Origin of the sequence: Ferroacidibacillus organovorans (assembly GCF_001642725.1) — a bacterium.
Classification (GTDB): Bacteria; Bacillota; Bacilli; order Alicyclobacillales; family SLC66; genus Ferroacidibacillus; species Ferroacidibacillus organovorans.
Genome location: NZ_LSUQ01000069.1, coordinates 1 through 11,369, shown reverse-complemented (window position 1 = coordinate 11,369; position 11,369 = coordinate 1). Strand labels below are relative to the sequence as shown.

Annotated in this window: 12 protein-coding genes and 1 pseudogene; 10 read left to right on the top strand and 3 right to left on the bottom strand. The window is 49.7% G+C overall.

The genetic code is table 11. The annotated features are described in order from the left end of the window. The 8 genes and pseudogenes from AYW79_RS15940 to AYW79_RS13750 all read left to right on the top strand — a co-directional run. A pseudogene (locus AYW79_RS15940) lies at nt 1–916 on the top strand (hypothetical protein); the annotation flags it as partial. Continuing rightward, entirely contained in the window at nt 913–1,848 is a 936-nt protein-coding gene (locus tag AYW79_RS13775) for a lytic transglycosylase domain-containing protein (protein WP_067567059.1), read from the top strand. The pseudogene AYW79_RS15940 and the gene AYW79_RS13775, both read left to right, overlap by 4 nt. A gap of 112 nt (nt 1,849–1,960) precedes the next feature. Then, the gene (locus AYW79_RS13770; protein ID WP_067567057.1) at nt 1,961–2,140 is read left to right on the top strand and encodes a hypothetical protein; all 180 of its coding nucleotides are present in this window, start codon (nt 1,961–1,963) and stop codon (nt 2,138–2,140) included. A gap of 225 nt (nt 2,141–2,365) precedes the next feature. Then, entirely contained in the window at nt 2,366–2,542 is a 177-nt protein-coding gene (locus AYW79_RS15660; protein WP_156481931.1) for a hypothetical protein, read from the top strand. Nucleotides 2,543–2,921: 379 nt separating this feature from the next. Beyond that, entirely contained in the window at nt 2,922–3,122 is a 201-nt protein-coding gene (locus tag AYW79_RS13765) for a DUF5049 domain-containing protein (RefSeq protein ID WP_067567055.1), read from the top strand. Between the two features lie 87 nt (nt 3,123–3,209). Next, the gene (locus AYW79_RS13760; protein ID WP_067567053.1) at nt 3,210–3,536 is read left to right on the top strand and encodes a DUF7678 domain-containing protein; all 327 of its coding nucleotides are present in this window, start codon (nt 3,210–3,212) and stop codon (nt 3,534–3,536) included. Between the two features lie 462 nt (nt 3,537–3,998). Further along, nucleotides 3,999–5,498, top strand: a complete 1,500-nt coding sequence (locus AYW79_RS13755) for a recombinase family protein (RefSeq protein WP_067567051.1) — start codon at nt 3,999–4,001, stop codon at nt 5,496–5,498. A 55-nt stretch (nt 5,499–5,553) separates the two neighbouring features. Beyond that, nucleotides 5,554–6,396: an Rpn family recombination-promoting nuclease/putative transposase gene (locus AYW79_RS13750; RefSeq protein WP_067567061.1), complete on the top strand. Its 843-nt coding sequence runs from the start codon at nt 5,554–5,556 to the stop codon at nt 6,394–6,396. Between the two features lie 209 nt (nt 6,397–6,605). Here AYW79_RS13750 and AYW79_RS13745 read toward each other — a convergent pair whose 3' ends face one another. Beyond that, nucleotides 6,606–7,523, bottom strand: a complete 918-nt coding sequence (locus AYW79_RS13745; RefSeq protein ID WP_067567049.1) for a hypothetical protein — start codon at nt 7,521–7,523, stop codon at nt 6,606–6,608. Between the two features lie 46 nt (nt 7,524–7,569). Beyond that, nucleotides 7,570–8,169, bottom strand: coding sequence for a restriction endonuclease (locus AYW79_RS13740; RefSeq protein WP_067567046.1), 600 nt, complete (start codon nt 8,167–8,169; stop codon nt 7,570–7,572). Nucleotides 8,170–9,034: 865 nt separating this feature from the next. Between AYW79_RS13740 and AYW79_RS13730 the strand changes: the two genes are divergently transcribed. After that, complete coding sequence (locus tag AYW79_RS13730) at nt 9,035–9,274, top strand: hypothetical protein (protein ID WP_067567042.1); 240 nt, start codon at nt 9,035–9,037, stop codon at nt 9,272–9,274. Nucleotides 9,275–9,832: 558 nt separating this feature from the next. Here the strand turns inward: AYW79_RS13730 and AYW79_RS13720 are convergent. After that, a complete protein-coding gene (locus tag AYW79_RS13720) occupies nt 9,833–10,450 on the bottom strand; it encodes a flavin reductase family protein (protein WP_067567038.1) in 618 nt (205 codons plus the stop codon). Nucleotides 10,451–10,547: 97 nt separating this feature from the next. Between AYW79_RS13720 and AYW79_RS13715 the strand changes: the two genes are divergently transcribed. Beyond that, nucleotides 10,548–11,264, top strand: a complete 717-nt coding sequence (locus AYW79_RS13715; protein ID WP_156481930.1) for an ArsR/SmtB family transcription factor — start codon at nt 10,548–10,550, stop codon at nt 11,262–11,264. Nucleotides 11,265–11,369: the final 105 nt, after the last annotated feature.

Here is an 11,369-nt window from a genome sequence, read left to right as displayed (position 1 = left end):
CGCACAGCCGTTTCAGAAAATCGAGGGGACTTCCTCGACGCCCACGCAAGCGGCGGACACGGAACTCGTGGTGACCGCCAATCAGGTGTGGGATCTGCTAGTCACTCGCCCTTGGGTCATTGGAGAGTTTGACCAGACGGAGTCACGGCCCATCCCTGTGACACCAGCTGAGGCGACGTCGATTCAAAAATCTGCTGCATCCGCAAACGTATCCCTGCCCGTGTCTGTCGGTGAGGACTGGCGTTCTCTCATCCGTGAATACCCGGACGGATCGCAACAAAGAACCATCCTCGCCACCACCTTAGGGAATCCGTCCATTAATCACGGCGGACACGCGGACATGCCGGATGTGCTGGGGGCCGGAAGCGTCGTGCCCAGAATGGTGCTCGCGCTCTTCTCACTGGTGGCTTCCCTTTCGTTCTTGGTCTTTGCGGCCGTCATTGCCGGGATGCTGGTTGCTGCACAAGAGATGGCGCTGGCCCTTATCCTCATCTGCCCCATTGTTTTTCTCATCGGTGTATTGCCGGGGCGTGGATTCGGTTTGGTGCGCGCTTGGTTCGGTTGGCTCATCGGAGCACTTGGAACCAAAGTAGTGTATGGTCTCTATTTCGGATTCACCCTACTCCTCGCCGATGTGGTCACGCAAACGACAGGACTTTTGATTTTACAGCAGGTGCTCGTCTCCCTGTTGTTCTTCCTCGCTTTCCTGTTCCGAAAGCGGGTGCTTGGCACGATACTCTCCAAGGTGGGTGCGCCCACGCCGCACGAAATGCTGCGGACATCGGTGGTGTACGTGCGCGATCACTGGCGGGACACTTCGACATCTGTCGGTCATGCAGGTGGGTTTGCCAAAAACGTGTTCCGTCGGTTTCGTTCGAAAGGCGGTCATGGTGACGATGGAGGTGACGAGTCATGAGACGGCCCGTCCGACTCGTCATCGGTTGGGCAGTCGCCGCTCTCGGCTTTTGGGGGATCGTCATCGTCCTTTTGTTGTTTCTGCTTCTCATCGTGACGCTCGGCGTAGTCATCTCGTCCCGTGACAATGCCCTACCTGTCTCGCCTGCAGTTGCCATTGAACCGATTCCACCGCAACTGCTCCCGATCTATCACCGAGCGGGTGCCAAGTACCACGTGCCTTGGGCGGTTTTAGCAGGCATTAATCGGGTGGAGACCGACTTTGGACGAGACTTATCCGTGTCCTCGGCAGGAGCGGTCGGTTTCATGCAATTTGAGCCATCCACCTGGGCCGAGTATGGGGTCGATGCAGATGGCGATGGCAAGATAGACCCGTACGATCCGGTTGACGCCATCTTCTCTGCTGCGCATTACCTTGCCATATCTAACGTGGCGAAGAACCCCATGCAAGCAGTATTCCAGTACAACCATTCTACAGACTATGTCCGCGAGGTACTGCGCTTGGCGACCATCTACCAAACGTGGAACCCACTTAGCTCCGATTGGGCATGGCCCGTGACCGATACGTTAGACCCGGTATCGGGTGTTGGTCACTCCCACAGCGAACCCTTGAACGTGATGATCCATTGTCCCGCAGGCGTACCGGTGCTGGCCATTCACGGGGGGACCATCACGACAGTTACAGGTACGGGAATCACGCTGGACCTTGGAAACGGACTCATCGTGACCGAGCAGGGACTGCACCCGACGGTTTCGACAGCACAGGTTGTCCATGCTGGCGAACCGCTCGGTGTCTCTGCCACACGCGGCGTCACAGCCTCCATTGAGGAGACTTTGACGCCATTGCCCCTCCTGTGGTTTGTGAGCCCGTCTCAGCCAAACATGGCCCACACACCGCCGCTCGTGATGACACCACCAGCGAATACGCCGTAGTCATCCCGTGCATCTTGTTCAGCGCAGAAATCGGGAGTAGATAGCCAAACCTCCCCGTTGCTGAAGTTGGATTCCGGAGCTATGATGACACACTGCGAAAGGAGGACGCTGCATGCCGGATCAAGAGTTGAAAGATAAAGTGCGCCGTGTGCGTAAAGAAGGGAGTCTGAAAGTCCAGAGCAAAGCCGAAGCGCTGGAACTCATCACGTATGCACAAATGATGTATGGCTACCAATTTCGGATTGAAGGCCACACAAGTTTTTACTACTTGGTCGTCGACGGGGATGATTAACCATGACGCACATGACAATCAACAAATTTGGGCGGGATACATCATGGCATGGCCCATGATATACGCATTGGGAGCTTGGGATGCGGAACCTTACCGGAAAACGAACCGTCCTTATCATCCCTCCCCCGACTCCCCACCCGACATTCCCGATGGCATCCCGCGCGGAGTTTCTGCCGGGCAAAAAACAAGTTAGGCTATCGGCCAACGCGAGGAGGTGTAAGACTCGTGGATAAGCAAACCTTGGAGGACTTGGTTTGGCGCGTCCGACAGGAGGGGGCGATTCAGTTGTCAAGTGAATCGCAAGGTCTCGAACTCCTGCATTACGCCAGGATCACCTACAGATTTAACTTCCTGATCGGATTCAACGTTTATGGTTGTCGGGTGCTTGATGAGCACAAATAATCCGACACCGCAAGAGTTAGCCTGACAGCCAGCGCAAAGGAGGTGAATCCATTGCTAAATCAACTCTTGGAGGCCATGGTTCGACGCGTGCATGAAGGATGGTGAGGTACACGTGGAGACTAAGGCCCACGCTCTTGAACTCGTCAAATATGCTGAAAAAACGTATGGCTATCGTTTTTCGATCAGCCCCACGGGTTTTGGCTATCTCGTGATCGACGAAAGTTGACCGGCGGTACGGTGCGAATGCCATGAGTAATGAAGGGATGTAAGAGAGCTCAATACAAATCTCTCCTTTCAATTGATGCGAAAACCTCCGATTAGCGGCTCAAAGACGCAACACCACGCTTGATCCAATTTCAATCCGGAGAGGAGAAATGATATGGACGAGATTCGTGTTCCCAAATCTGTCTTTGAAGGTCTTGAAGCCATTCGGCAGTCTGGCACTACCAACATGCTCGACTTTTTCGCCGTGCTCCGTTTGGCGTCTGCACTGAACAATCCAGACACCGCACGATGGCTGCTCGACCACAAACGAGAGTATGTACAGGGCGTCCTATATGGCATCGAACCGGAAGAATGAAATCCCGTGACCATCTCAGAAACAGATGCATTGCTTTCCTTTGCGAGACCGAGCTAAGCTGACGACTGACAAGGAGGGATTCGTCTCATGCAATATGAATTCACGGTCAAACCGAGCCACTTCGGTGGGACTTGGTACGAAGGTGTCGTAGACGGATACTACGTGCATGCGAGAGTATTCGATGAACCGTCCAAATTTGGTATCAACGACGGCAGAATCTCCGCCCTCATGGTCGTCCCGAAAAAAGGGGACGGCCTTTTTCATGCCTTAACCAACTATGATCGGGCTTGGGATGGCGACCTGCCGTCCCCAAAATACCGCCTTGTCGTAGAAAACGTGTTCGCCTGTTTTCATGACCGCAGCTTGGACTGGGCGTATGAGGAACACAAACATCGGGCGCAGATGGAATTCTAATCACCGTCGCCATGCTGTTCAAGTGATTAGCAGAGGGGTGACAAGGATGTGCAAACCCACCTACATTTGTCCGCGCGGTCATTACTCGATCCTGAATCCCGATATGTTCTGCGTGTCTTCAGATGGCATCGAAATCTGTTGCTCCGTCTGTCAGGAAAAGATATTGATTTCAGGCGTACGAACCAAAGCATGTTGCGAAGACCCTGACTACAAGCAGGTCGGAAATTCATCTGTGGATGGGTAGCCGAGTCCATGTTATCCGCCCAAACAGGGTGCGAAATCCATTCTTTCGCACCCCCATCCTTTCTCCATCTCCTGCCGTTGACTCTTCTCAAACCTGGAGTGAAGATGGACATCCAAGCGGTACCTCCATCACCTGACACGAACCCTGCCATGCGATGGAGACAGCTTGGAACAAGTCATCGGAAACATACCTGGTTCATCCAATGGAGTGATGTCCCTATGGAGCAAAAGAAAATCTACGAAGTCGCCGTTTACTTACGCAAAAGCCGCGACGACACGGACGGTGAAGAAGATGTCCTGCTCAAACACGAAACGGCCCTCACCGATTTCGTTCGCAAAAACAACTGGCGGTATGTCACATACCGGGAAATCGGAAGTTCCGACAGCATCGACTATCGACCGGAGTTCAAACGCCTGCTCAAAGATGTGGAGAATGATTTCTACGACGCAGTGGTCGTCATGGACTATGACCGGCTAAGCCGAGGCGACAAAGAAGACCGGGCACGGGTCGAGAAAATTCTCCAACAGTCGAACACCCTCGTCGTCACTCCTCAACGCGTCTATGACCTGAACGACGAGGACCAAGAACTCATCACTGACATCGAAGGCGTGTTTGCAAGGTACGAATACCGCATGATCAAAAAGCGATTCCAGCGCGGTAAGAAAATTGGTGCTCGCCTCGGTCACTGGACCAATGGCCCGGCTCCCTTTCCCTATCTCTATAACTCTGAAGCTCGAAGTCTCGAACTTGATCCCGATAAGTTGGACATCTACAAACTCATCAAACAACGCTTGCTTAGTGGGGCCACGTGTGCCGCTGTGTGCTGGGAACTGAACCGCATGGGTATTCCCTCCCCCAAAGGCAAGCTGTGGCAGGAAAGCGTACTCTATCGGCTAGCCATCAATGAAGTGCATCTTGGACGCGTGGTGTACGGCAAGACCAGCGGTGGACTGCACAAGAATCGAAAAACTGCGCCGTTTCGGGTGAACCCGCGTGAAAACTGGGTCATCGTCGACAACGCTCACCCTGCCGTGAAAACACCGGAGGAACATGCAGAGATTTTGAAGATGTTGGAGCGACGTCGCATCCAATCCAAGCGAACCAGGCACGGAACCTACGTATATTCTGGATTGGTGTATTGCGGTAAGTGCGGTGCTGCCCACCAGTTTCAGCCGAAAGAGAACGGACGCATCCTCGTGAAGAAGTGCCAGAAAATCGACCCGTTTGGCAAACGCTGCGGCAATCCCGGCGCAGACCTTGAGCATATTGAGTTGGCCGTGATCGAAAGCCTTCGCGAGTACGAGGATGAAATCCGATCCAGACCGATTCAAACCACGGATACGCCAGATATGGCCCCGCAGATGTTATTACATTTGAAGGAAACCGAGTTGGAGGGGCTGCACGAAGGGGTGACCCGGCTCAAAGACATGTATGTGTCCGGGGATTTGACCAAACAGGAGTATCGAACTCGGTTGGATCATCAAAAGGACCTGATTATGAAGAAGGGAAATGACATTCAACATTTGAAGGAAGCCCTGCAGGTCGGTGGCCCCGTTTCAGACCAAGACAGGTTAAGGCGCATTGAAGAACTGCAGAATGTTTGGAAACAACTCGACAGCATGCCCGAAGAAAAGAATCGGTTGCTCAAGCAGATTATTGAGCGGATCGAGTATGCACGGGATAATTATCGCATTGATGTGAGGGTCCAATTCCGTTGAATGGATGAACAATGTTCATACGATGTGGTATGATCAAACTGGGATAGGTGGGATGATGATGGATTTACTAAAACCCAGCATAGACTTCGTCTTTAAGCGCATATTCGGCGTCGAGGAAAACAAAGACGTCCTTCTCGATTTTCTCAATGCCGTCTTCGAATCGGCCAATGAACCCGGCGTGACGGAGATTGAAATTCTCAACCCGTATCTCGACAAGACAACAGTCTATGATAAGATGTCCGTTTTGGACATCAAGGCCAGGACGGCCAGCGGAACGCTGATTAATATCGAGATTCAGCTTCGGGACCAGCAGGATATGGAGAAACGGTCGCTCTACTACTGGGCGCGAATGTACGGGAGCCAGTTGGTGCAGGGTGAGATTTACCGGAGTCTATGCCGCACAGTAACCATCAACATCCTTGGGTTCAATTATATCGACAACGACCGTTACCATAACACGTTTCACCTACGGGAAGACAATACCGGGCTCATCCTGACGGATGACATCGAAATTCATATGATTGAGTTGCAGAAGCTTCGGGAAATCGCAGTTGGACAAGAACGAAAACTGGTGCGCTGGACACTGTTCTTACTGGGATCGGCGCGAGAGAAATTGGAGGAGCTTGCGATGGAGGAACCGGCCATAAAAAAAGCATTGACCACGCTGGAATTCTTGAGTCAGGATCGTGAAGCGCGTGAACTATATGAAGCACGACAGAAAGCGATTCATGATTGGAATTCCAATATCCAAGGCGCACGAGAAGCCGGGGAACGAAAGAAGGCGTCCGAAGTCGCTCAGCGCTTACTGCGTAAAGGAGTGCCTATCGAAGACGTGGCAGAACTCACAGAGCTGAGTGTCGGAGAGATTGAGCAACTACAGCGAGACCAGACACACTGAATCGGACGCTCTCATGCGTTATCTCCCCACTTTACTGGGAACAGTAAGATAAAAAATGGAAGAGCGCGTTTGGAGAAAAAACAAGAGATAGCGAAACGACTTCTCGTAAAAGAGTTCGAGATCAAGACCCTTTGTGAAATATCAGGACTGTCTAGAGAAGAAGTCGAGCAACTATCCAGGTACCTACAATAAGACACCGTTTCATCTCCTTAGTCAGGGATAACGTAAAGTTGTTTTCTGTGGTTCACCCATATCGATATGTTCAACCAGATACGCTGGTTATCGTCATTACGTACTGACCGTGATTTAGGAATTCCATAGACGACCACTTTTTTTCCCACTGTGATGCTTTCCAATGGAATTCCATTAACCACATAAAACTTCACCATGGGGATATGTCTGTAACCATCACTACTTGGTTGAACACTTATCGTTTTCAACTGTATTATTCCGTAGTTGCGGCTGTTGGACGGAATCTGGATTGACTTTACCTCCCCTTCGATGCAGATTGGGTAACTGTGACTATTAACTCGTTCGTAGCACCGAAGCAGATTTTCGCGCTCAAAATAAAAATCAGCCCACCGAACAGTATCCCCCCGAAATTGAATTTTGACATATTGAGCGATGTCACGTTCCAGTTCTATCTTCGAACGCAACTCCATAATTTTCCTCGCAGTTGACAAATATGCTGTTAAACTGCCTTTGGTTGTGTAAGTAGTCTCGACTTGCCCACGAGTGTTTGAACCAGTCTGCGATGTAGGGCCAACTACCTCGCCTTCCTTTGCATTTAAAGCACCAAATAGAAGATGTAACCTGAATTTGTACTTACCATTCGCTATGCTATGCATCATGTCGTCGGCCTTACGCGCAATGATTTTAACTTGTCCTCCCACGTTGTACTGGCAATCATCACTATGAGGACTGTCAATGCCTGTAACAAGGGCAAAATGTGATGGAACGGTTATTTCACTTTCTACACCTTTATTGTAGGAGTGAACAAATTTCAACCGTGTCCTGCAATTTTCGGAGCTACAATATAAATTACTCTTGAGTTCAGAAGCCTCCACCTTATCTGCCTCATCTACGCGTATAACGCGGTTTTGAGGTTTATAATAAGCCTCCGACATTTTTATCCCCATTGTCTCGACCTCTCTTCCCTTAGGCGAGCACGCATCATTTCGAACGTCTACGCCGTTGATTCCCCTGCCACTTGCCCCACTTCTCCAGCCTATGTGCAAGCGTTGCCCCGTGCCAAAACTCAATATGCCTATCTTGCGCTTCTTTGCGTGCCTGAGGTGAAACGTCAGACGATGTGACAAGCATTGCATATAGACAAGTAGGTTTCGTGTTCAGTCGTGCGGAGTGCAGTTCACGGATGATATTTGGCCCGACGTGACGACGATCAGCCCAGTGTTTCGCTTGAACTGCGGTACGCTCTTTAGTGCGCTTGTCAGTAATGACCAAATCGACCCCACCATCATTACCGCCGATTCCGGGTTCATCAACATCGTAACCGTGATCACGGAAGTACAGAGCCAAAAGTCGTTCAAATTCAGCCCATGTGAGCTTTTCAATGGGACTGAGAAGAATTTCAGCGTCCGGACGTTTTGCAGAGGAAGTTCGAGTGCTTGATTGGGCTTTCTTCTTTTGGTTGGAACCTCGCGACTTTGAGGACTTACGCTTCTTGATGGGGGTAATTGCTTTTACGATTATTGCAAGTGCGATAATCGCCCCAAGTTCCAAATATAAACTATGCGGCAAAGTAAGATTCATAGATGACAACTCCCGACAAATTTCGATTGGAAGATACTTCTGCGTAACTGTGCATGAATCCTCTTCCAAGCTATCATTTACAAGCACACACCCGTGCGAATGACAACCATCATCTACAAATACAGGTCGCCTCATTTGCCCTGTCTTCCCTTTTCCCGTGCTACCGCTTCAAAACTTTGCCGCATGAAATGGCGTATGAGAGGGCTATTCGGATTGTTACAAAAACATGGAATCCACAAACTGAGCTTTCCTATTTTTTGCCTGAACGAATAGATAATTTAGCCGAGATAGATGGCTGGTTACCACATCATTACCGCTGAAATTCGATTGATTAAATCTAAAGAAGCCTTCTTCACAGCGGCACGCCCTGCCACATTACCTAGCACGACCAAAACGAAGAACCAAATCCATGAAACGGATGCACAGGCTATACCAAATTTATCTGACCACGAAGGGCTCGACCCGAACCCCGTTGTGTACGTTGGTGTAAAATTTCAATTCGAACAGAAAAGCCGACAGAACCAAGTAGATTTCTTGTGAATTCAGGTTACGTATTCCAATGAATTTGGATTTTCTTATTTACGAACGTACGTTCCCATGATAAGATCACTTTAAATAAATCCGGGGGCTGAGTTCATGAAAGACACTGAATTAGAAAAAATCCTAGCAATATCTGAAGTTGTTCAGAAGAGTGCTGATGAATTACTTAGCAATGGATTGAGCGAAACGACATTTACATGCCCCATGTGCTCAGCGACGGTTCATGTGCAACTAGATTATTGCTGCGGCGTCGTAGCTGATTGCGAAACCCCCGATTGTCTACATATGCACATGAATCTTGGATTGAACTTTGAGGAGTGCAGAAATGGAACCCACTAATTTCAGAACGGTTATCGACAAATGCATATCTATCCCGTACGGTCAAGAAATAATTCGAGTATTACCTGTGGCACGTTCAATTTTTGCCGATGGGACGATGGACATCGAAAACTACGCAGTGACTTTGTTTATAAGAAGTGGTGAAACTAAGATTCTCGAAGAATGCAGTGCCCTTGATGACGCGAATGTTGCAGCGCGTCGTTTTTCGGAAGCCGACAGGTACTAAGAACTTTGTTTCCCGGTTGTCACATCCGGGTGTTCCCTCAAACTCTACACCATGACGATTCTACTTCATTCCTAACACGGCAATCAGATTAGTTTCATTCGATGTTTTACGAACACCACCAAAATAATACAAGAGGAACAACCAACGTCACCACTGCGAACCGCCATGCCTGCCGGAAACCAAACATCAACCCTGCCTTCCCTACATTGGAGATCGCTTCATGGAGATACCGAAACTTAGGGTGGTTTGGCGCAACCGGACTATCAATCCTCATGAAGACCGCCTAGTCCGCTGGCTGTTGTTGTTGTTGGAAACAGCCGAAGACGACGAAATCCTTAGTGAATTGGAGGCTATCGCGTCGGGAGTTGGAGTTGCGGTAGCAACGTGCGTTGGAAAGTGTCGCAAAGCGGATGTTGACAGCAGGCCAGGATATAGAGACAGTCGCGCAGTTCACAAACCTATCTCACGCCGAGATAGAAGAGATTCAAAGAAGACTTCAATAAAGAATCGTATTGAATAAACCAATACATCAGGCCCGGAAGACCGAGCCTGTGAATATCATATCTCCGCCCGAAACGTCTTTCCCAACTCATCTCCAAGGCCAAAATAGTGCCGGAAATTGTAGATGAGCGGGTTCCAGCGAACTGGATCAACATGGTTAGCTCCTACGATAATCCGATCATGTGCATGTACCACCAGAGCCTCCACTTCGATGATTCCGAACCGCACCTGTTCACCGACGATTCGAATCCCCTTGACTGTCGCTTCGATTTGTATTGGACATTCGGCAATTCGATCCGGTTCAACCTGAGTCGATTTCACTGGCGTTAATCCGGCTGCGGCAAATTTGTCTTTCTCATATCGGAACACACCCTTTTTATACTCAGGAATCGGCGTCTTCCCTGTCAATGGAGCCAACAACTCCACCGATTCCCAAAGCGATGAATCCGGCAAATTCACTACGCATTCACTATGCCGAATCAAGCTTTCAAGCCCTTTACCGCCTTCGCCGAGTCCTAGAATGATACGATTCCCAAGTGCCCAAGCTGAAGACATTGGCGTGATATTTGATGTCTGATCTTCATTAAAGGTTGTCAGCAACACGACTGGTGTGCCATAGTACAAGATTTTTGGTTGGATGACCTGTGTCTTTGAAATCTGTTTTTTGTGCATCATGAGTCTTCCTCTCCATCGTTCAATTCTTCTACTTGATTGTAAACCGCATATTATTCGTCTATCATCGAAGTATCATTGTAATCTGGAGATGAAGACATTGGACGCAGCGCCAAACATATCCGAAGTAGCCGCTTTGATTGCTGATCCGTCAAGAGGCACCATGCTCACTACATTGCTTGGCGGTCAAACGCTTCTGGCGAGCGAACTCGCTCGTACCGCCGGGGTGACTCCACAAACGGCAAGTGCCCATTTAGCCAAAATGGTAGATGGGGGTCTTATTCTCTCGGAATCCCATGGTCGAAACCGCTACTTCCGCCTCGCTTCCCCCGAAGTAGCACATGTCCTTGAAGCACTGTCCATTGTTGCGAAGCCAACGAAAGTTCGTTCGTTGCGACAATCGAAACAGACTAGGGCACTGCACTTTGCGCGAACCTGTTATGACCATCTGGCTGGCGAGGTCGGTGTTGCCCTGACATCGAAGATGTTGGAATTCGAGTGGCTCATGTCTGAAGGTAAGAATTTCGCCATAACCGATAGAGGTGCCGATGGACTCCTTGCTATTGGGGTGGATATGCGCAGAATTCCAACGGGGCGGCGTGCGCTGGCACGTCAGTGTCTAGACTGGAGTGAACGTAGATATCATGTGGCTGGTTTACTTGGAGCAGCCATCACCAATCGATTCTTTGAATTAGGGTGGATTGGACAAAAAGCGTCCACGCGTGCTATAGAGGTAACCAAAGCGGGTGCGCAGGGGCTATCAAAGAACTTCGATATCCGGGTTGATGCGTTGAAATCTCAAAGTGAAACAATGTGATGAAAAGTAAAAATCATGATCCTATCTCTCCATTTCCCTCCAATGGAGTAATCTATGGACTTGGCATCAGTGACAGGTCCATATATTACTCCATTACCGTATATT

Excerpts from the sequence above, each read along its gene's own strand:
- AYW79_RS13770 (WP_067567057.1), top strand. The coding sequence starts at position 1,961 with ATGCCGGATCAAGAGTTGAAAGATAAAGTGCGCCGTGTGCGTAAAGAA.
- AYW79_RS13740 (WP_067567046.1), bottom strand. The coding sequence starts at position 8,169 with ATGAATCTTACTTTGCCGCATAGTTTATATTTGGAACTTGGGGCGATT.
- AYW79_RS13775 (WP_067567059.1), top strand. The coding sequence starts at position 913 with ATGAGACGGCCCGTCCGACTCGTCATCGGTTGGGCAGTCGCCGCTCTC.
- AYW79_RS13755 (WP_067567051.1), top strand. The coding sequence starts at position 3,999 with ATGGAGCAAAAGAAAATCTACGAAGTCGCCGTTTACTTACGCAAAAGC.
- AYW79_RS13730 (WP_067567042.1), top strand. The coding sequence starts at position 9,035 with ATGGAACCCACTAATTTCAGAACGGTTATCGACAAATGCATATCTATC.
- AYW79_RS13750 (WP_067567061.1), top strand. The coding sequence starts at position 5,554 with ATGATGGATTTACTAAAACCCAGCATAGACTTCGTCTTTAAGCGCATA.
- AYW79_RS13760 (WP_067567053.1), top strand. The coding sequence starts at position 3,210 with ATGCAATATGAATTCACGGTCAAACCGAGCCACTTCGGTGGGACTTGG.
- AYW79_RS13745 (WP_067567049.1), bottom strand. The coding sequence starts at position 7,523 with ATGTCGGAGGCTTATTATAAACCTCAAAACCGCGTTATACGCGTAGAT.
- AYW79_RS13765 (WP_067567055.1), top strand. The coding sequence starts at position 2,922 with ATGGACGAGATTCGTGTTCCCAAATCTGTCTTTGAAGGTCTTGAAGCC.
- AYW79_RS13720 (WP_067567038.1), bottom strand. The coding sequence starts at position 10,450 with ATGATGCACAAAAAACAGATTTCAAAGACACAGGTCATCCAACCAAAA.